Source organism: Neobacillus sp. SRL179 (genome assembly GCF_984799095.1).
Genome location: NZ_OZ481792.1, coordinates 3,751,894 through 3,772,905 on the forward strand (window position 1 = coordinate 3,751,894; position 21,012 = coordinate 3,772,905).

Annotated in this window: 16 protein-coding genes; 5 read left to right on the forward strand and 11 right to left on the reverse strand. The window is 38.6% G+C overall.

Annotated features, from left to right (window positions below; all coding sequences use genetic code 11):
* Window positions 1-186 precede the first annotated feature (186 nt).
* The 4 genes from AC4E8C_RS18605 (at window position 187) to AC4E8C_RS18620 (ending at window position 3,929) form a co-directional block, all read left to right on the forward strand.
* Window positions 187-1,119, forward strand: coding sequence for a metal ABC transporter solute-binding protein, Zn/Mn family (locus tag AC4E8C_RS18605; RefSeq protein WP_490208143.1), 933 nt, complete (start codon window positions 187-189; stop codon window positions 1,117-1,119).
* A 134-nt stretch (window positions 1,120-1,253) separates the two neighbouring features.
* A complete protein-coding gene (locus AC4E8C_RS18610; RefSeq protein ID WP_490208144.1) occupies window positions 1,254-2,615 on the forward strand; it encodes a cytochrome ubiquinol oxidase subunit I in 1,362 nt (453 codons plus the stop codon).
* A gap of 14 nt (window positions 2,616-2,629) precedes the next feature.
* Complete coding sequence (locus AC4E8C_RS18615) at window positions 2,630-3,679, forward strand: cytochrome d ubiquinol oxidase subunit II (protein ID WP_490208145.1); 1,050 nt, start codon at window positions 2,630-2,632, stop codon at window positions 3,677-3,679.
* Between the two features lie 85 nt (window positions 3,680-3,764).
* Complete coding sequence (locus AC4E8C_RS18620; RefSeq protein WP_490208146.1) at window positions 3,765-3,929, forward strand: DUF1540 domain-containing protein; 165 nt, start codon at window positions 3,765-3,767, stop codon at window positions 3,927-3,929.
* Between the two features lie 51 nt (window positions 3,930-3,980).
* Here AC4E8C_RS18620 and menC read toward each other — a convergent pair whose 3' ends face one another.
* The 6 genes from menC to AC4E8C_RS18650 form a co-directional block, all read right to left on the reverse strand.
* Window positions 3,981-5,087 carry an o-succinylbenzoate synthase gene (gene menC / locus AC4E8C_RS18625; protein WP_490212609.1) on the reverse strand — a complete coding sequence of 369 codons (1,107 nt, stop codon included), beginning with the start codon at window positions 5,085-5,087 and terminating at the stop codon, window positions 3,981-3,983.
* Complete coding sequence (locus AC4E8C_RS18630) at window positions 5,068-6,555, reverse strand: o-succinylbenzoate--CoA ligase (protein WP_490212610.1); 1,488 nt, start codon at window positions 6,553-6,555, stop codon at window positions 5,068-5,070. Before AC4E8C_RS18630 ends, menC begins: the two co-directional genes overlap by 20 nt.
* Window positions 6,556-6,634: 79 nt before the next feature.
* Complete coding sequence (gene menB / locus AC4E8C_RS18635) at window positions 6,635-7,453, reverse strand: 1,4-dihydroxy-2-naphthoyl-CoA synthase (RefSeq protein ID WP_490208147.1); 819 nt, start codon at window positions 7,451-7,453, stop codon at window positions 6,635-6,637.
* Between the two features lie 13 nt (window positions 7,454-7,466).
* Window positions 7,467-8,276 carry a 2-succinyl-6-hydroxy-2,4-cyclohexadiene-1-carboxylate synthase gene (gene menH / locus AC4E8C_RS18640; protein ID WP_490208148.1) on the reverse strand — a complete coding sequence of 270 codons (810 nt, stop codon included), beginning with the start codon at window positions 8,274-8,276 and terminating at the stop codon, window positions 7,467-7,469.
* A complete protein-coding gene (gene menD / locus AC4E8C_RS18645) occupies window positions 8,267-10,024 on the reverse strand; it encodes a 2-succinyl-5-enolpyruvyl-6-hydroxy-3-cyclohexene-1-carboxylic-acid synthase (protein ID WP_490208149.1) in 1,758 nt (585 codons plus the stop codon). The genes menH and menD overlap by 10 nt, the downstream gene beginning before the upstream one ends.
* A 1-nt stretch (window position 10,025) precedes the next feature.
* Window positions 10,026-11,426 carry an isochorismate synthase gene (locus AC4E8C_RS18650; protein WP_490208150.1) on the reverse strand — a complete coding sequence of 467 codons (1,401 nt, stop codon included), beginning with the start codon at window positions 11,424-11,426 and terminating at the stop codon, window positions 10,026-10,028.
* Between the two features lie 352 nt (window positions 11,427-11,778).
* On the opposite strand from AC4E8C_RS18650, the gene AC4E8C_RS18655 reads away from it, so the two are divergent.
* The gene (locus tag AC4E8C_RS18655) at window positions 11,779-12,717 is read left to right on the forward strand and encodes a 1,4-dihydroxy-2-naphthoate polyprenyltransferase (RefSeq protein ID WP_490208151.1); all 939 of its coding nucleotides are present in this window, start codon (window positions 11,779-11,781) and stop codon (window positions 12,715-12,717) included.
* A gap of 34 nt (window positions 12,718-12,751) precedes the next feature.
* On the opposite strand, the gene AC4E8C_RS18660 is transcribed toward AC4E8C_RS18655, so the two are convergent.
* From AC4E8C_RS18660 to glgB, 5 genes are all read right to left on the reverse strand, one after another.
* Complete coding sequence (locus tag AC4E8C_RS18660; RefSeq protein WP_490208152.1) at window positions 12,752-15,148, reverse strand: glycogen/starch/alpha-glucan phosphorylase; 2,397 nt, start codon at window positions 15,146-15,148, stop codon at window positions 12,752-12,754.
* Window positions 15,138-16,589 (reverse strand): glycogen synthase GlgA, encoded by a 1,452-nt coding sequence (gene glgA / locus AC4E8C_RS18665; protein WP_490208153.1) that lies wholly within the window; start codon window positions 16,587-16,589, stop codon window positions 15,138-15,140. Before glgA ends, AC4E8C_RS18660 begins: the two co-directional genes overlap by 11 nt.
* Window positions 16,586-17,617, reverse strand: coding sequence for a GlgC family sugar phosphate nucleotidyltransferase (locus AC4E8C_RS18670; RefSeq protein ID WP_490208154.1), 1,032 nt, complete (start codon window positions 17,615-17,617; stop codon window positions 16,586-16,588). Before AC4E8C_RS18670 ends, glgA begins: the two co-directional genes overlap by 4 nt.
* A gap of 69 nt (window positions 17,618-17,686) precedes the next feature.
* A complete protein-coding gene (locus tag AC4E8C_RS18675) occupies window positions 17,687-18,832 on the reverse strand; it encodes a glucose-1-phosphate adenylyltransferase (RefSeq protein ID WP_490208155.1) in 1,146 nt (381 codons plus the stop codon).
* Window positions 18,783-20,723 carry a 1,4-alpha-glucan branching protein GlgB gene (gene glgB, locus AC4E8C_RS18680; protein ID WP_490208156.1) on the reverse strand — a complete coding sequence of 647 codons (1,941 nt, stop codon included), beginning with the start codon at window positions 20,721-20,723 and terminating at the stop codon, window positions 18,783-18,785. Before glgB ends, AC4E8C_RS18675 begins: the two co-directional genes overlap by 50 nt.
* Between the last annotated feature and the right edge of the window lie 289 nt (window positions 20,724-21,012).

Sequence of the window (21,012 nt, forward strand, 5' to 3'; positions counted from 1 at the left end):
CTTCTATATAAGAATACATAATATGCTATGATTGTAACAAATATTATACTTGCATTTATGCTATTTTTTTTGTAAGATACATAAGGAAATCGGAATCGTTCCGTATTAAGTCCAATATCTCATTAAAAATTTTTTTTGATTTTAAATCGTAATTAATCCGATTTTCATAAATTATAAGGAGTCATTATGAAAAAACTCAACCTTATCCTTTCATTCCTTATACCATTAACCCTCATTCTGTCTGCATGTTCTAATGGTAAAGTCGAGACCCGAAAAAATAAAGATCAATTAACCATTTATACTACTGTATTTCCATTGCAATATTTTACAGAGCGTATTGGCGGAAAATATGTCAATGTAGATACGATATATCCTCCTGGTGCGGATGAACATACTTTTGAACCATCTCAAAAGGATATGATGAATTTAGCTGATTCAGACTTATTTTTCTACATTGGCCTTGGATTAGAAGGCTTTGTTGAAAAGGCAAAAGGAACTTTAAAGAACGAAGATGTTCAATTGATACCGGTTGCTGATCAGTTCCAATTGCCAAAGGATAATCAGTCTGGAGCAGATAAGGCCGATGACCATGGGGATGTAAACCCACATGTTTGGCTGGATCCCATCTATTCAAAAGAAATGGCTGCAGTTATTCGTGATGCGTTAGTAAAAAAACAGCCGCAAAATAAAGAAGTCTTCAAGGAAAATTATCAAAAACTTGCAACAGATCTGGATCATTTAAATAAACAATTTACAGAGACCATTACCAATGCCAAACATAAAAAAATTATTGTAACACATGCTGCTTTCGGTTATTGGGAAAACCGTTATGGTATCGAACAAATTAGTATTTCTGGACTTTCAACTTCTAATGAACCAACTCAAAAAGAATTAGAAAAGATCATTTCTACTGCTGACCGTGAGGGCCTTCACTATATTCTTTTCGAACAAAATGTTCAATCTAAATTAGGCAAGGTCGTGCAAAAGGAAATTGGTGCAAGGGCACTGCCTATTCATAACCTAGCTATTTTATCCAGTAATGACATTAAAAACAAAGAAACTTATTTTTCTTTAATGCAAGGTAATTTGAAAACATTAAAAACCGCATTAAATGATTAGTCATGATATGCAAAGCCTTCCGAAAGTTCGGAGGGCTTTTTTTACTATATTTAAATGAGTTAGGTAAAAATTACATAATACCCCATAACATGTAAACAATAAGTCCATGAGTTTTTATAGAAAGGAAGAATTGCATGGATGATTTGGTAATTGCCAGAAGTTTATTTGGAACAACAATGGGGTTTCACATTATTTTCGCTACGATAGGGGTTGGCTTACCATTTATGATTTTAACGGCAGAGCTCCTTTATCAAAAAACAAAGGATATCGAATATGTGGTTATGGCCAAAAGATGGACAAAGGCTTTCGCTGTCCTGCTAGGAGTAGGAATTCCTACAGGTACGATTGCTGGTGTTCAATTGTCATTATTATGGCCAGGTTTTATGGAGGTAATTGGAAAAGTAATGGCATTACCCTTTCAAATTGAGATATATGCCTTCTTTATTGAAGCCTTATTTATGTCCATTTATGTTTATGCCGCCGAACGGATTGCCCCCTGGATGAGAGTCGCCAGCCTGCTGCTCGTAGCACTTGGAGCAATGGGCTCTGCTGTCTTAATTACAAATGTCCATGCTTTTGAGGGCACCCCGGCTGGCTTTAAGATCATAAACGGGGAGATTGTCGATGTTGACCCATGGGCCGCTTTTTTTAATCCTAGCTTTTTTGTCACTGCAGGTCATGTAGCACTATCTGCTTATACGACAGGGGCATTTATTGTCGCTACCGTCTCAGCCTACAAGATGCTAAAAGCAGATATTGCTTCAAGGGTTTATCGTTTTCATCAAAAAGCATTACTGTTAAGCCTCATAGTTGGGGGAATCTTTTCCCTGCTAACAGCTGTTAACGGTCATGAATCCGCCCAATACCTGCATAAATATCAACCCGAAAAGCTTGCGGCAGCAGAAGGTTTATTTGAAACACAATCCTATGCTCCTCTCACAATTGGCGGGTACACAGATAAACAATCAGAAACGGTAAAATGGGGAATTGAAGTTCCCTGGGCACTAAGCTTTTTATCTGGAAATCGCTTTGACACTGTTGTCAAGGGTTTACACGACTTTCCTAAAGACGAATGGCCGCCACTATTTATCCATACCCTATTTAATGGAATGGTCGGGATTGGATCCTTATTAATTCTCATTTCTTTTCTCGGTCTTTTTTTAAAAAAATTTTTCAAAAAAGAACATTTTCCAAAATGGTTAATGTGGTTGTATGTCATCTCTGGCCCTTTGGCGATTTTAGGAATTGAATTTGGCTGGATTTTCGCATGCACAGGCAGGCAGCCGTGGACTATTTATCACGTTCTTTCGACAAAAGATTCGGTTACCACCTCAACCAATCTAGGAGTGTTATTTATATTATTTGCGGGTGTATATATGATTTTAGGACTCTCTGTCCTGTTCGTGCTTCGATATTATTTTAAGAAAAATTCAGTTGTTGATGATCTAAACCGTGCCGACCAAAAAGGTGTACCACTGTTTAGTTCAAATTCTTAAAGAGGTGGAACGAAATGTTAGATGTTTATCTTGCGATTACAGTACTTTGGGGATTTGTTTTCATTTATGCGGTTATGGCAACAATGGATTTTGGCGCTGGATTTTGGTCTATGTTCTACATTAATCGTAAAAACGGAAATGCAACGAATATCGCCAATCGTTATCTTTCCCCGACATGGGAGGTAACAAATACATTTATTGTCGCACTTGTTATAGCTGTGTATAGTCTTTTTCCAAGAGGTGCCTACACTCTCGGAACCATTCTCTTGATACCGGGTAGTTTAATTCTGTTATTACTTTCTTTACGCAGTGCTTTTCTTGTCTTCTCAAATATAGCAGAGGAATATAAAAAACCTTTAACCTACATATCAGGAATTTGTGGAATAGTCATTCCGGGATTATTGATTAGTGTTCTGCCGATTACACATGGGGTTTATGTCGATTTTTCTTCTAACCGTCAAACGCTTGATTTACTAGGACTTTTTACGAGTAAAAATGAATATGCCTTTTTCGGATTTGCGATTTCAAGTACATTATTCCTATCATCACTGTTATTAGCTGATTATTCAAAAGCATCGGAGGACTTCGAGGCCTATCGCGTCTACCGAAGGGATGCAATATTTATTGGCCCCATTTCCTTATTAATGGCTTTCCTAATCATGTTTACCTTAAAAGCTGAAGCTGCTTGGATTTACGATAAAATGTTGAGGAACCTCCCGCTTTTATGGGTATCACTAGCCTGTTTCCTGATTGGCGGATTGGGTTTATGGCTGCCTTCATCAAAAACAGAAACGAAAGGATGGCCCCGCTTATCTGTCATTGCTATCACCATCCAATATTTAATTGCCAGTTATGTATATGGGAGGGCCCATTTGCCTTATATTGTTTATCCCGAAGTTACGATTCATTCCGCTTTTACGGACCCAAATTCTTTCCGGGCCATTTTTATTACCTACATTTTTGGGTTTGCAATTTTGTTTCCTGGTTTTATTTACTTTTGGAGCCTATTTATGAATGATAAACGATACTTAAGACAACGAAAAGCCGCCAATTCAAGAAAGTAATTCCCATTTCCTTACGAGCATGTTTCTTTATCAATTATCAAAAACTATTTGTGTATCCCTAAAATTTAAAAGGAGTGATACAACAATGGCACAAGATGTTTTATGTGAAGTAAATAATTGTTCGTTTTGGGCAAATGGTAATAAATGCAGCGCTGATCGAATTTATGTTGTCAGCCATACAGGTGAAACGGCTGATACAAGTAAGGAAACCGATTGTAAAACATTTGAACCGAACGGGGAACTATCATAAACATAAGGAAAAGGTGAGCCTGTTCTAAACAGGTTCACCTTTCTTTTAACACTAAAATATTATTTTACTTTTCCTCAATACTGTCGCCTGTAGCCTTTTTTCATTAATACTGAACCCGATACCAGGAGAAGTCGGGACCGTGATAAATCCATTTTCGACCACTACTTCCGGTGAAATGATATCTTCCTCCCAAAAACGAGTAGAAGCCGATATATCTCCCGGTATAGTAAACCCTGGCAATGATGCTAGCGCAATATTATGGGCACGGGAAATACCAAACTCAATCATTCCTCCACACCAAACAGGGATACCTCTATTAAAGCAATAATCATGAATTTTTTTCGCTTCTTGAAGTCCACCAACACGGCCTACTTTAATATTAATAACCTGACAACTTCCAAACTCAATCGCCTTTCTAGCGTCCTCAAAACTAACAATACTTTCATCTAAACAAATGGGGGTTTCCAGGTCTTTTTGCAGGACAGCATGTTCGAGTAGATCATCATGTCCAAGCGGCTGCTCGATCATCATTAAATTAAATTCATCTAATGCTTTCAATTGATCCACGTCATTTAGTGTGTAGGCTGAATTAGCATCTGCCATGATGGGGAGATCTGGATAATACCTGCGGATTTCTTTTAAAAAGTTATAATCTTGATTGGGATTAATCTTTACTTTGATGCGTTGATATCCACCCTCAAGATATTGTTCAATTTGCTGCAGTGCTTTTTCGGTAGAATCTGTTGCCACCACAACACCAGAGGCAATCAAAGGACGTGTGCCGCCGAGTACTTTGGAAAGTGGTTCTGACTGTTCTTTAGCATATAAATCCCAAATTGCTGTTTCTATAGCTGCCTTTGCCATATTATTTCTTCGAACCGACTGAAAAAGTTCTGAGACCTCTGTAGGATGGTTTATTGGATGGTTTTGCAATATGGGGATTAAAATATCCGTCAGCATGTGTAAACTTGTCGTAACCGTTTCTTCTGTATACCAAGGTGTTGAAAAGGCAACCCCTTCTCCGAATCCAGATAGTCCATCAGAATTGGTTACCTTAACAATAATACCTTCTCGGTCTTTAACAGCCCCTAAATGCGTGATAAACGGTGATCTTAATGGCATCTGAATAACAATTAGCTCAACCGTTGCGATTTTCATCGCCATTCACCCACTCTCGCAATTTTCGCCTCAGCAATTTTTTAGCAGCATTTCTGGGCAATCTGTCTGTGAAATATATGTCTTTTGGTACTTTGTATTTGGCTAAATGGTTTAGGCAAAATCCCCTTAGCTCTTCCTCATTAACATCTGCCCACTTCTTTTTCACAACAAAGGCAACCGGTACTTGCCCCCATTTACTATCTTCAATGCCAGTAACTCCTGCCTCTAACACATCAGGATGGGCTAACAATACCTCTTCAATTTGCGCAGGATAAATATTTTCACCGCCTGAAATAATCAAATCAGACCGACGATCAAGCACGTATAAAAACCCTTGATCGTCTAAATAGCCAATATCGCCTGTGGATAACCAGCCATCATGAATTTTTTCCTCTGTAACTTCTGGACGGTTTAAATAACCTGGTGTCACATTAGGGCCTTTTACTAGAATTTCACCAGCAACACCAATTGGTGCTTGCTGCCCATTTTCTAGGACAATCTTTATTTCAGATGGAAACAAAGGTTTCCCAGCAGAACCTAATTTTCTTAGACTGTCTTCTTGTGAGAGTGTAACAATTTGGGAGGAGGTTTCTGTCATCCCATACGATTGAAATACGGGGATTTCTTTTTCCACACATGCATTTAATAACGGCAATGGTGCGGGGCCGCCCCCTAACAGCATACAGCGAAACGTGTTAGGCAGCCGTCTATTCTCCAGTGATTCTACAATTCCAGTCAACATAGTTCCGACGACAGACATAATGGTAACTTGCTTGTCAATAATGTCTTTTATTGTCCGCTCTGCGTCAAATTTTTCATGAATAACGATCGGCATCCCATAAATTACACTTCTCATTAGAATGGAGTAGCCACTAATATGGAAAAGTGGTACAGCACATAACCAGCTATCACTTTCAATGGTTCCTAAATTTAATGCGGATCCAATTGAGCTCCACCAGTGGTTTCCAAATGTATGTATAACACCTTTTGGGTTACCCGTGGTACCTGAGGTATACATAATAGTACATATATCTGAAAGATTTATTTCATCCTGAATAACAGCTTGCTCTGATTCCATTCGAAAAAGTTTCTCTTTCGAAGTTGTATCCAGTGAAAGCATTTGTTGTTGGATAACCTCTTCAGTTTCCTTAAAAGAGTCCTCATAAATTAGATACTCTGCTTGAGCATCCTTCAATTGCCAAACTAGTTCTGTTGGAGTTAAACGGTTATTTAGTAGAACTGCTTTAGCGCCTAATAACTGAAGAGCAAACAGAATTACCACAGTATCCAGATGATTTTTTAATAAGACACCCACAAAATCATCTTTTTGAGCCCCAAGAGCTTGGAGCTGCCCGCATGTCGTAACAGAACGGTGATAGAGTTGTTTAAAGGTTAAGGTCTGGTCTTGAAAGTAAATAGCCGTCCTATCTGGCGTTAGGAAAGTCCGCTTTATTAAAAAATTTGGCATGATTTCATTAACCAAATGAGCACCTTCTTTCAATATAAAAACAGCCTGATGGAAACCATCAAGCTGCAAGTCCTAACGATCAAGGGAAACGTGGGAATTGACCGAAGTCAGGCTTCCGTTTTTCTTTAAAAGCATCGCGGCCTTCTTTTGCCTCATCAGTTGTATAGTACAACAAGGTTGCATCTCCTGCAAATTGTTGAATACCCGCTAAGCCATCGGTATCTGCATTAAAGGCTGCTTTCAAGAACCGAAGAGCCATTGGACTTTTCTCAAGCATTTCTTCACACCATTTAATGGTTTCCTCTTCCACTTGCTCTAATGGTACAACTGTGTTAACTAAGCCCATATCAAGAGCTTCTTGTGCATTGTATTGACGGCATAAGTACCAAATTTCACGAGCTTTTTTATGACCAACAATCCTAGCTAAGTAGCCTGAGCCATAACCAGCGTCAAAACTTCCTACCTTCGGACCTGTTTGTCCAAAAATCGCATTATCAGCTGCAATCGTTAAGTCACAAACTATATGTAAAACATGGCCGCCGCCAATAGCGTACCCTTTCACCATTGCAACTACTGGCTTTGGTATAACTCGAATTAAACGCTGCAAGTCTAGAACGTTTAAACGTGGAATTTGGTCCTCACCAACATAGCCGCCATGGCCTCTTACCTTTTGGTCTCCGCCTGAACAAAATGCCTTATCGCCTGCACCTGTTAATACGATGACCCCTACTTCTGAATCATCACGCGCATAGGCAAAAGCATCAATTAACTCACTTACCGTTTTTGGTGTAAAGGCATTATGTACATGTGGACGGTTAATGGTGATCTTGGCAATCCCATTATAAGTTTCATAAAGTATTTCATCATATTTACGTTTTGGAACCCATTCTACTGTCAAATGAAAAACCTCCCTAGTTAGAAATTAAAAAGTCACTTACTATTGTACCAAATTTTTCAGGCTGTTCCACATGAATTGTATGACCACTATTGTCAATTATACTCCATGAGCCTTTTTTTAGCTTTTTTAACATCTTTTCGGCAATTCCACAAAACTTTAGGTCCTTATCCCCCGTAATGATCAGCACTTCACAGGATAGATCATCTAACAGACTCCACCAAGAAGGCTGGCTGCCAGTCCCCATTCCGAGTAAACTGTTTGTAAGACCGTGTGGAACATTTCTCAGCCTTTGTTCTCTGACCTTTCCCTTAATTCTTTCAGGGAGGGATTTCATGGAATGAAATAAGGGTATCTCTTCCCAATAATCCACAAAGGATTGGATTCCATGTACTTGAATAAACTTCGCTAATTCCCCGTCCTTTATGCGTCGAAGGTTTCGTTCTTCGTCTATTCCTAATCCAGGCGAGGCACTTTCTAAAATTAACTTGCGGACCCTATTTGGAAAAAGACAGGCAAAGGTGAGTGCAAGTCGGCCACCCATTGAATAGCCGAGCACATCAACTTGGGTAATCCCTAATTCGTCAAGCATAAATGCTATGTCATTTGCTACCGATTCAATTTGGTAACGCTTAAGATTGTTAGGTGACTCGGTTTTTCCATGTCCTATAATATCAAGGGCAGCGAGGGTGGAGTGATGACCCCACCTGACCAAATAATCATCCCAAGTGGTCAAATCCCCCGTAAATCCATGTAATAGGACGAGAGGAAATCCGCTTCCACTGATATTCAGATGGTAATGAATTCCGTCAACATTCAGTTCCATTTGTTTTCACTCTTGACGAATTTTGATATTTCCTGGGAAACAGTACTCCATAATTGACGATGCTCATCTCGATTTATGTCGCGATTTGTTACAACTTCATAAACATGGATTCCCGGTCTGTCCTTGCTCGCTTTTAATTCACCAGCAAAATGATCCCAATTTTTTATTTTAGTGAAATTTCCATTAAACATTCTTACCGCATGTTCAAATTCTATATTTAATGGAGTACCAAATAATAGTTCAAAATTCTTTGGATGTTCTGATTGTGGAAGAAACGAAAAGATCCCTCCGCCATTATTGTTCACAAGAATAATCCGGATATCTATATTGTAAAGCTTTGCTGCGATTAGACCATTTAAGTCGTGGAAGAAGGTTAAATCCCCTAAAACCAGATACAAGGGGTTAGAGTACATGGCTGCACCAAGAGCCGTTGAAACCGTGCCATCGATGCCATTAGCACCCCTATTAGCCATTACTTTAATGGATTTATAATTTTTAAGGAAAAAGCTATCCAGATCGCGAATCGGCATACTATTTCCGACAAACAATGTAGCTCCCTCAGGCAGCATATCAGCTAGTTGATAAAATAATTTCCCTTCACTTAATTCGGTCACATCACGGAGAGACATCAGCCCTTCAGTGGTAAGTTGATTGACCCTTTTCCAATACTCTAAATACTGGGCTGAAGGATTACTTTCCAGATAAGTTAGCAGTTTTTCACAAAAAATGGTTTCATTGCAAAAAATCATATCTGTGGTTAATGAAGCCGGATCACGCCAGCCCCCTCCTCCATCCACGACAAATTGATCAGCAGTAGGGTTTTCTTTTAAAAATATGGTTAACGCTTTAGAAACAGGCATCGCTCCAAAGCGAATGATAACATCTGGTTTAAGGAAAGTCTTAGCGTCAGCATTCCTTAAAAAAGTATCATACGTTTCAATGATATTTTCTGGATCATGGTTTCCACTTCTTAATTGAGAGAGTGGATCGGCCAAAATAGGATACTTCAACTTCTTTGAAAGCTTTGTTACAGCTTCTGCAAATTGCTTATCCGCAATATTTCCACAAACAATAATTCCTTTACCTTTTTCTCTTAATCTTGCTGCAATATTCTGAAGCTCTGCATCATGTACTACTAGCTCACCATTGTGCACCTTAACATATCCTTTGGGCCTTTCAGATAGCTGAAACAAGGCGTCATCCAATTTAGGAATCAGCGGTTCCCTAAACGGAAAATTCAAGTGGACAGGACCTGATGGTGCTTGAGTCGCGATTGCTACGGCACGAGCACAAGAAGTTCTAGCGTAGCGAAGGATTTCATTACTTTTTTCTGGTAAAGACATTTCAGCAAACCATTTTACATGCTGACCATATAAACGAATTTGATCAATGGCTTGAGGAGCTCCCACATCTCTTAATTCATGAGGTCTGTCTGCCGTCAGCACCAATAAGGGAACCCGTGCATATCGTGCCTCCACTATTGCTGGAAAATAGTTTGCAGCAGCAGTACCTGACGTACATAAAATCGCGACCGGGCTATTCTTTGCCTTTGCCATTCCTAAACCAAAGAAAGCAGCTGACCGTTCATCCACATGAATATGGACTTTTAAATCTGGATGCTCAGCCATTACCATCGCCATCGGAGTGGATCTTGAACCAGGGCTGACGATCACGTCTGTTACACCTGCTAACACAAGTTCTGAAACAAAGGCTGCAATATAGGCTGTTAATGATTCTTGATGATTCATATTAATTTCCCCCAAGCGCTCGAAGCATCGGTCTAAACTTCAAACTTGTTTCTACATATTCACTTTCAGCATTGGAATCTGCCACCACGCCACACCCAGCAAATAATGAGGCCTCATTCCCCTGAATAAGTCCAGAGCGAATAGATACAGCAAATTCACCATTTTGGTTATAATCTATCCAGCCAAGCGGTGCGGCATAAAAACCTCGATCAAGCTCTTCTGCATGTCTAATCCTTTCAACCGCATCTTGTTTAGGCAGTCCGCCAAGAGCAGGAGTAGGATGAAGTTTTTCAACTAGCCGAAGTAATGACGTATTTTCCCTGCATTTTCCGATTACAGGTGTATATAGATGCTGAATATCTCTCATTTTCATTAATTGTGGCTTTTCTGGAAGGATCATCTCCTCACAGGATTCCTCTAATGCTTCTTTAATCATTTCAACCACAAAACCGTGTTCAATTAGGTTTTTTTGATCGTTTAACAAGGTTTGACCGAGCACCTGGTCTTCCTCGTCTGTTCTTCCTCGTGAAATAGAGCCTGCTAAACAGGTAGAATAGACCTCAGTTCCCTGCTTCTTTATTAGTCTTTCCGGTGACGCTCCAATAAAACAGTCACCATTCGATTCAAAAGCAAAAATAAAACTAGCCGGTTGTTGGCTATACAGATTCTCAAGAACCGTCTCAGCCTCGACCACATTATTAAATACTAACCTGAGTTCCCGTGCAAGGACTACCTTCTTTAACGGACCACTTGTTACATCCTTCACAACTTCTTCAACAGCCTGTTTCCACCGTTCAGGAGCTATTTCAATCGTATTTACTAAAGAAGCGGTTTGTGATGGGTTATTCTGCTTTAGTGACTGTAAGAGTTGTCTTCTTTCTTCATTAACCACACTAAATAAAGTTACATCATCGTGAGGGGTAAGAACTATATTCGTAGTAAAGAAAGCCTCACCGTCAATGATACTCAATAAATATTTAGGTATATGGAATAATGAATCTGCAAATTTGGACCAGAGTTCGGTTTTCTCTTTAACTGGATCAAAAGAAAATCCACCAAACATCAAAGGGCCAACGCCATTCACCCCATATGGATCAAAAATTAAACTGTCCTTTAAAAAACTCTTCCACTCCATTTCAACATGAAAAAAGCGGTCAGTAGCCTGATCCGACTGAATTTGCTTTGAAATGCCAAGCCCAATTAGGACAATCTCACCTGTTGGGTCTTTCCAAAAAAATCGTTCTCCAGAATATCTGTCTTGTCCTGCCTTAAAAAATGATAAAGGATTAATTTTGTCTATTTTATGGACTTCGCTAATTAAAATAGGTCTTCCTAGTTCTTTCACACGACTAACAGCCAAAAGGCCTCTTTCCTTTATTTCCGTTTCTTGAATGGTAACCAAACAAATCCCTCCAAAACAGCCGAAATGACTGTTATCCATTCATTTATAAGCTTATTTTAAGATACTACTCCTATTGTAATGAAGTCAATAATACTTGTCACTACCTATCCTGTTTTATTCCTTATTATATATCAAAACACGTTACTAAGTTTTAAACATAGTTTCATTCTTTGTATTTTCCCACTAAGGTTCCTTCTTAGTCGAGCAGGTATTATCTTCTAGTTCTGAAAGTAAAAATCAATTGACACGAATCTTGGAATTCCATACACTTATGGTTGGGCATAAAAATCCTAAAAGAATTGTAATGTACTAATTTATAGAGAGAAATTATTATTAAGGGGGAGAAAACAGTATGGAGACAAAGTTACAACAAAATACAAAACCTGCTGTTGAATCTAATCAGGGCTTTCAAGTTTGGTGGAAAATGACTCGTCCTCATACACTAACGGCGTCGTTTGTACCGGTTTTACTTGGTACAGCATTAGCCCTTGGGCACGATCAATTTCATTTTGGACTCTTTGCAGCAATGCTGATTGCCAGTATGTTAATTCAAGCAGCAACTAATATGTTTAACGAATATTTCGACTTCAAACGCGGACTTGACACTGAACACTCTGTTGGAATTGGGGGAACCATTGTACGTGATGGAATTAAACCCAAAACCGTCATCAATCTTGCATTTGGTTTTTACTTTATAGCTTTATTATTAGGAATTTATATTTGTTCGAACAGTAGCTGGTGGTTAGCTGTTGTGGGACTCGTTTGTATGGCTGTTGGTTATTTTTATACTGGCGGACCTGTCCCAATTGCTTATACACCATTTGGAGAACTTCTATCCGGTTTCTTTATGGGGATGTTGATTATTCTCATTTCGTTTTTCATTCAAACAGGTACGGTTGATAGTACCAGCATTCTTATCTCGGTTCCTAGTATGATTTTGGTTGGAATGATTATGATGTCTAACAACATTCGTGATCTAGATGGAGATAAGGAAAATGGCCGAAAAACAGTTGCGATTTTATTAGGAAAAAACAAAGCCATTTATGTATTAGCAGGTATGTTCGCCTTATCTTATCTATGGGTTTTAGGATTAATTATTAGTGGAGTAGCTCCATTATGGACAGCCCTTGTCATCCTAAGTGCTCCAAAAGCCTTGAAAGCAATCAAAGGTTTTATGAAAAATAATGTTCCTATCAAGATGGCGCCAGCCATGATTGCAACTGCACAAACAAATACCATCTTCGGATTCTTACTTGCCATCGGAATTTTTATCGGACACTTTACTTCATAATAAAAAAACTTCTGCCGTGCCGGCAGAAGTTTTTTTATTTAAAGGACTTAATTCCCCATATTCCATCCGCATACTCCTGAACCGTTCGGTCACTAGAAAAATAACCAGCATGGGCAATATTGGTTAAACTCATTTTTTGCCATTGTAACTTATCTGTATATATTTCTCCAATCGACTGTTGGATGTCTGCATAAGAGGCAAAATCCTTTAGAACAAAATATTGATCATTTTCTTGCAATAAAGAATCAAAAATCGGCTCAAATTCGTTGTGAACACCAGGAAAAAATCCATTGACCAGCTGATCGACTACCTGCCTAATTCGATAATCATGATGATAATATTCGAGCGAATGATAGCCGCCATGCTGATAATAATGAAGAACTTCTTCGGCTGTTAATCCAAACGTAAAGATATTGGAATCCCCTACTAATTCTTGAATTTCTATATTTGCCCCGTCAAGAGTACCTACGGTTAGGGCACCATTGATCATAAACTTCATATTACCTGTCCCGGATGCCTCTTTACTTGCGGTAGATATCTGTTCACTCACATCTGAGGCAGGGAAGATTTTTTCTGCTAATGAAACACGATAATTTTCAAGGAAAATAACCTTCATTTTATCACCGACTTGGGGGTCGTGGTTAATTTTTTCGGCAACAGTGTTAATTAATTTAATGATTTTTTTTGCATAATAATACCCTGGCGAAGCTTTTGCTCCAAAAATAAACACCCTTGGAACAATGGTATAGTTTGAATCCTCTTTAATTCGGTTATATAAATGCATAATGTGTAAAACATTTAAAAGCTGACGCTTATAGGCATGGAGCCTTTTTACCTGTACGTCAAAAATTGCATGCGTATTAACAGCCACACCTGTTTTATCCAATATAATCTCAGCAAGTCGTTGTTTATTTTCATTTTTCATCTTGAACAGTTGCTCTAAAAAGGCGGAATCGTTCTGGTATTTAAGTAACTGTGTCAGTTGTGTTGCTGAATAGGTCCAATCCGATCCAATTGAGTCCGTTATCAAGGAAGATAATTTAGGATTAGCTTTTAATAACCAGCGTCGGTAGGCGATTCCGTTCGTTTTATTATTAAATTTCTCAGGAAACAGTTGATAAAATTGATTCATTTCTCTTGTCTTCAAGATCTCCGTATGTAGCTTAGCTACACCATTCACACTAAAGCTGCCGACAATTGCTAAATGAGCCATCTTCACATAATTATCCGCTAGGATTGCAAGGTTGGCAATTCTCTCCCAATCACCTGGAGTCTGCTCCCATAGTTCCTTGCAAAACCGCTCATTAATCTCTTCTACGATCATATAGATTCTCGGAAGTAACGGACGGAAAATATGAATCGGCCATTTCTCAAGTGCTTCAGATAACGTGGTATGATTAGTGTAGGAAATTGTATGTTTCGTAATATGCCAGGCCTGCTCCCACTCAAACCCTTCATCATCAATAAGAATTCTCATCAGTTCTGGAATCGCTAATACGGGATGTGTATCATTAATATGAATACATACCTGTTCATGAAGGTGACTTAGGCTGGCATGCTGTTTACGATAAGTTCTTAAAATAGATTGGATACTGGCGGATACTAAAAAATACTGCTGTTTCAGCCTCAGTATTTTCCCCTCATCATGAGTATCATCAGGATATAAGAACTCCGAAATGGATTCTGTTTCCCGTTTATATTTCAAGATATCCGCATGGAAAGGAAATTGCGAAGGCTCGGCATTCCAAAGCCTAAGCGTGTTGACCGTATTGGATTTATAACCAATTACAGGCATATCATGTGGAACGGCAGTAACGGTTTCGGCATTTAGATGATGAAAGACAAGTCGGCCATTTTCCTTCTTTCCTTCTACCTTACCCCAGAAGGGAATTTTAACGGCACTATCGAGTTTTCGTATTTCCCAAACATTGCCGCTCCTCAGCCATTGCTCTGGTAGTTCTACTTGATAGCCATCCACAATTTTTTGCTCAAACAATCCATGCTTGTAACGAATCCCATGACCATGACCTGGTAAATTTAGAGATGCAAGTGAATCCAGAAAACAAGCGGCTAATCTTCCTAAGCCGCCATTTCCTAAACCTGCATCCGCCTCTAATTCTTCTAGTTCATCTAAATCAATACCTAATTCCTGAAGACCAACTTGTACGGTTTCTTCTATACCTAAATTGATTATATTTTGCCTTAACAATTTTCCTAATAAGTATTCAATCGAGAGATAGTAAACCTGCTTTCCTTCGGCGGCAAGATATCGCTCGTTCGTTGCAATCCAATCATTACTAACATATTCCCGAATCATGCTGCCAAGCGTTTGATACTGGTCCCTTGGGGAACTTTCAGAAAAACTCTTCCCACAAAGCATCTCAAGCCTTTTTAGAAAGGTCTTTTTAAACTGTGACTTATTAGAAAACATGCGTTTCACTCCTTGAGACCAGCCCTGCATAAAGCTGGTTATAACTAAATGCGGATTGGGCCCAGCTATAATCCATTCCCATTGCCTGATTTACAATTGAGTTCCATACCTCAGGCTTATGGTAAAAACCAAGTGCTCTTTGAATGGTATAGAGCATATCATGTGCATTAAAGTTTCGGAAGGAGAAGCCATTTCCTTCACCAGTAAATTCATTATAGGCCGTCACGGTATCGTTTAAACCTCCCGTTTCACGGACGATCGGGATTGCACCATATTTCATCGCAATTAGCTGGCCAAGACCGCATGGCTCAAATTGAGACGGCATTAAAAATAAGTCTGCTGCCGCATACAGTTTATGAGCTAGTTCCTCATCAAAACCAGTATGCACCTTTAACTTTTCCGGATAAACTCGACCGGCTTGCCTAAAATGTTCTTCATACTCTAAATCACCTGTACCAAGGATGATGACCTGAATATCCTCTTGCAAGATTTCACGAAGGACACATTTTACTAAGTCAAGTCCTTTTTGCCTGGTTAGTCGTGAAATCATGACAAGTAAAGGTGTGTCCGCACTTTGCGGTAATCCGAATCTTTTTTGAATTTCTCTTTTATTAATGGCTTTTTTCGAAATACTATCGGATTTGTAGGTTTGATAAATTAAGGGGTCAATCGCCGGATTATAAAAGTCTTCATCTATTCCATTTAATATTCCGATAAGGTCTTCTTTTCTCTCCCGTAATAATCCGTCTAGTTTTTCACCGTAAACGGCCGTTTGTATTTCCTCTTTATAGGTTGGGCTCACCGTTGTAATTTTGTCTGCTGCTACAAGGGCGCCTTTCATAAAATTCACATTGCCGAAAAACTCCAAATGGCCTGTGTGAAAGGATTTATAATCCATTCCTAACAAATCCCCTAAAACCTCTTTTGGGAATATCCCTTGAAATTGTAGGTTATGAATGGTAAATACCGTCCGAATCAAATCATATCCCTTTTTCTTGTAATACTCTGTTCTCAGTAAGTAGGGAATCATGGCAGTATGCCAATCATGACAGTGGAGAACATCAGGAAAAAAGTCCAATTGACTAATAGTTTCAAGGATTGCCCGATTAAAATAGGCAAACCTTTCCCCATCATCAAAATATCCATATAAATTTTCCCGTTTGAAATAGTATTCATTATCGACAAAATAATAGGTAATGCCTTGATAGGACAGTTCCTCAATACCACAATACTGATTCCTCCAACCAACGGAGACAGTAAATTCCTTTACCTTTTTCATTTTTTGTTTATATTTTTGTGAAATCGTTCCATATTTAGGAAGGATCACTCTTATATCTGTACCTAAGCTTTTTAGTTCTTTGGGAAGGGAACCTGCAACATCAGCAAGTCCTCCAGACTTTGCAAAGGGCCCACATTCCGAAACAGCAAATAATATTTTCACGAGTTCATCAACGCTCCTTGTTTCGTTCCTTTGCGAATGACATAAGGGGCATGTGCTGAACCTGTTAAACGAGTTCCAGCTTCTACCTTTACATCTTTGTCTAAAATAACCGAATCTAAATAACAGTTTTCTTCAATCTGACACTTTTGCATAATAATACAGTTCTTAATGACTGCCCCTTTGCCAATTTTCACACCTCGAGAGACAATACTATTTTCCACCGTACCACTAATCATACATCCATTAGCGACCATTGCATTTTTAACAGATGACCCTTTTAGATAGTTGGTTGGCGGTTCATCCTTTACTTTCGTGAAGATGGGCTGCTCTTTTAAAAATAATTGTTTCCAGATGTCTGATTCCAGTAACTTCATGCTGGTTGAAAAGTAGTTTTCAATCGAATCTATCATGACGGCATAACCGTTGTAATCATAGTGACATTTCAAATATGGATTATGAAGATCAGTGACAACATCTTTCATACACGTATACCCTGTTTCATGCCTAGTTTCAATCAATTTAATCAATAGGGATGTTTTAATCAGATACATTTCCATCGAAGTTCCATCATGGTGATGGATTTCGGTAATGTCGCAGTTTTCTTTACTGTGCCAGTTTAATATCGGTCTAAAGTCCATATTAAAAATCGTATAACAATTGGCGATAATCGCATACTCTTGGGTGCTTCGATAAAAATAATCCATATTAGCAGCAAAGTGCTCAAACGAACCAATCCGCTTGCCATCATGATCAACAATTGGGGAAGGGAAAAAGAAAAGTCCATCCCGTTTCCGGTTCAAATCCCAATTTTTCCCGGACCCAAGATGATCCATTAAAGAGCGGTACTGCATCTTTGGAAAAATGGCCACACTCCGTATACCCGAGTTCACCATGTTTGATAACACAAAATCAATTAGACGGTACCGACCCGCAAAAGGCAGCGCAGCTAGTGATCGATGTACTAATAAATCTTCCAAATCCTCGTGATAGGTCGTGGCATCTATGACACCTAAAAACTCCCTTTTCAATCAAATTCCTCCTGTCATTCTATAAAAATAGCTTAAATCTTCGTCAACTATAGTTTATTAACTATTAATCTAATACGCTGGAAATAGCCCGGCTAACATTTCTTCCGTCACCAGAATTATTTCATCATCAAAAGACTGAATCACTGTTCCATCGGGTACAATTACATCACATGGTACAATGGCTTTTTCAATCAAACAATTTTCACCAATGGTTGCATCCGGCATGATGACGGATTCCTTAATTATGCTATTCTTTCCGACTGACACACCTTGGAATAGGACAGATTTGTCTATTTCCCCCTCAATGGTACAGCCCTCATTAATGAGTGATTCCTTTACACATGCTTCCGAAGAAATATATTGTGGAGGCTGATTAGGATTTACTGAGTAAATTCTCCAATCATGTTCAAATAAATTTAATTCACAATTCTCGTCTAATAAATCCATATTTGCTTCCCAAAGACTCTGAACCGTTCCAACATCTTTCCAATACCCTTTATAAGGATAAGCAAATAATTTTTTATTTTCCTCTAAAAGCATAGGAATGACATCTTTTCCAAAGTCATGGCTTGAGTTAGGATCCCGATCATCCATTTCTAAATATTCTTTCAATACATTCCAACTAAAGATATAAATCCCCATAGAAGCGAGGTTATTTTTCGGATTGGCTGGCTTTTCCTCGAATTCTACTACTCTCATTTCTTCGTTTGTATTCATAATGCCAAAGCGACTTGCCTCAACCCAGGGAACTTCTATTAAGGAAATCGTTACATCTGCTCTCTTTTCTATATGATATTCCAGCATACTTTCGTAATTCATTTTGTAAATATGATCACCTGATAGAATTAATACATACTCTGGTTGATATTGTTTAAGATAATTTAAGTTTTGATAAATCGCACTTGCAGTTCCGGTATACCATTTTACTTCCGATGACTCACTATATGGAGGAAGAACCGTAACCCCTCCATCCTTACGGTCAAGGTCCCACGCACTACCAATCCCAATATAAGAATTTAACACAAGTGGCTGGTACTGGGTTAATACCCCCACTGTATCAATGCCAGAATTTGCGCAATTGCTTAATGTAAAGTCAATAATTCGGTACTTTCCTCCAAAAGGTACGGCTGGTTTCGCTAAGTCCCTAGTCAGCGAATTAAGTCTGCTACCTTTCCCTCCTGCTAATAGCATGGCGACGCACTTTTTCTTTCCCATTCCCTTTTCTCTCCTTTCGTTTTTTAACCGGTCGTAAGATTTGAAATCCAAATGGAGCGATACTCATTTCAAGTGAGCATGATTGATTATGAAAGGGCTCATTTTCAGCCAGTATAGTTTTCTTATTTATTACCCCAGATCCTCCGAATTCTATGTCATCACTATTAAAAATTTCACGATATTCACATGGTTTAGGAACCCCTATCTTATAAAGGGGGTAGCTTACACCCGTAAAGTTACAAATTATGATTAAATTATCTTCTTCCTTTTTCCCTTTCCGAATGAAAGAGAATATGGATTGCGTACTATTGTTGACATCAATCCATTCAAATCCGTCCTGCAGATGATCCAATTCATATAAAGCCTTTGAGCGTTTATACAGTTTGACTAATACTTTTACATATGAATTTAAATCTCGATGCATGTCATATTCCAGTAAGTTCCAATCCAGCTGTTCCTTGTCCTTCCATTCAGCAAACTGTCCTAGTTCAAACCCCATAAATAATAATTTCTTTCCTGGATGGGCAAACATATAACCGAGTAACAACCTTAGCTGGGCAAACTTTTCCCAATAATGTCCTGGCATCTTATCCAGCAATGACTTTTTCCCATGCACCACTTCATCATGGGAAAACGGCAGCATAAAGTTTTCTAAAAAAGCATATAAAAGAGAAAAAGTGACCTTTGAATGGACTTTCGACCTTAAGTAGGGGGGAGTTTCCATATATTCAAGCATGTCATTCATCCAACCCATATTCCACTTATAATCAAAACCAAGACCACCGTAGTAAACAGGTGTTGTTACATGAGGAAATTCAGTAGAATCTTCTCCTATCATTAAAAAATGTGGATCGTATTCATGAACTTCTTTATTTAATTTTTTTAAAAAGTTGATTCCAAATGGGTTTTCCCGTTTGCCATTTGTTGCATCTGGCCAATAAATAATGTTCGCAACAGCGTCCATTCGGAAGCCATCAATATGGAAATAGTCGATCCAATAGAGTGCATTTGAAATGAGGAAGCTTTGCACCTCCCCTTTTCCTAAATCAAAATTGGCGGTGCCCCAGACTGCATTTTCCCGATCCGCAGCATGGGTATAAGAATAAATATGCGTACCATCAAATCGATATAGTCCATGAGCATCTTTGCAATAATGCCCTGGAACCCAATCTAAAATGACACCAATTCCATTCTGGTGACATTGGTCCACAAAATATTTAAAGTCATCTGGATTCCCATACCTTGAGGTAACGGAAAAGTAACCTGTTCCTTGATATCCCCAAGAGGCGTCGAGCGGATGCTCAACGAGTGGTAACAACTCTATATGAGTAAACCCATGTTCAAGTACGTAGGGTATAAGTTCTAACACCAATTCCCTATAGGTGAAGTAGCTGCCGTCTAGATGCTTTTTCCACGAACCAAGATGGACTTCATAAATGACTGCTGGTTCCGATAAAATGTTTTTTCTTTCTCTTCGCTTCATCCAATGATCATCTTGCCAGTCATATTCCTCATTGGAATAGACAATCGATGCTGTTTGGGGTCTGACTTCCGAGTAAAAGGCAAATGGATCTGCCTTAAGGAGCTTTTCACCGAAATGTGTAATAATTTCATACTTATAAATGGTTCCGGTAAGATCCTGATTAATTATAATCGCCCAAACTCCCTCATCATTTACTTTCTGTAGTTCATATCCTTCACCATTCCAGTTATTAAGATCGCCTGTAAGCCTCACTTGATAAGCATTTGGAGCCCACACACAAAACCTTGTATACACTTGATCGGAATTCTTAAAAATATGAGCGCCAAAAAGCTGATGACTCTGGTAAAAGCTGCCTTCATGGAACAAATGCAGCTGATAATCGGTTGGGTATAACGTATTCACAGTCATGGCTCTCCTCATCCTCAATGAAAATATGTATTTCTTTGAACAATTATAAGTGCAAATGAAGCATAAGCCTCAAAAAACTTTTTTATCTTTTCCGACAACAATTGATGTAAGATGATACTGTTTACCCTTTTTCAGCATAATTAAACACAAAACGACAAAAATCTCGTCAATATATGACAGAATTTTATCAAGTTTTTTATAAAATTTTATAAAATTAAGGTCAAAAAAGTTATTTATTTATTAATAATTTAGTTGGGTGATATACATTGTAAACGAGGCAAATGTAAGC

Coding starts and splice junctions, on each gene's coding strand:
- AC4E8C_RS18605 (WP_490208143.1), top strand. CDS start 187: ATGAAAAAACTCAACCTTATCCTTTCATTCCTTATACCATTAACCCTC.
- AC4E8C_RS18610 (WP_490208144.1), top strand. CDS start 1,254: ATGGATGATTTGGTAATTGCCAGAAGTTTATTTGGAACAACAATGGGG.
- AC4E8C_RS18615 (WP_490208145.1), top strand. CDS start 2,630: ATGTTAGATGTTTATCTTGCGATTACAGTACTTTGGGGATTTGTTTTC.
- AC4E8C_RS18620 (WP_490208146.1), top strand. CDS start 3,765: ATGGCACAAGATGTTTTATGTGAAGTAAATAATTGTTCGTTTTGGGCA.
- menC (WP_490212609.1), bottom strand. CDS start 5,087: ATGAAAATCGCAACGGTTGAGCTAATTGTTATTCAGATGCCATTAAGA.
- AC4E8C_RS18630 (WP_490212610.1), bottom strand. CDS start 6,555: ATGCCAAATTTTTTAATAAAGCGGACTTTCCTAACGCCAGATAGGACG.
- menH (WP_490208148.1), bottom strand. CDS start 8,276: ATGGAACTGAATGTTGACGGAATTCATTACCATCTGAATATCAGTGGA.
- menD (WP_490208149.1), bottom strand. CDS start 10,024: ATGAATCATCAAGAATCATTAACAGCCTATATTGCAGCCTTTGTTTCA.
- AC4E8C_RS18655 (WP_490208151.1), top strand. CDS start 11,779: ATGGAGACAAAGTTACAACAAAATACAAAACCTGCTGTTGAATCTAAT.
- AC4E8C_RS18660 (WP_490208152.1), bottom strand. CDS start 15,148: ATGTTTTCTAATAAGTCACAGTTTAAAAAGACCTTTCTAAAAAGGCTT.
- AC4E8C_RS18675 (WP_490208155.1), bottom strand. CDS start 18,832: ATGGGAAAGAAAAAGTGCGTCGCCATGCTATTAGCAGGAGGGAAAGGT.
- glgB (WP_490208156.1), bottom strand. CDS start 20,723: ATGACTGTGAATACGTTATACCCAACCGATTATCAGCTGCATTTGTTC.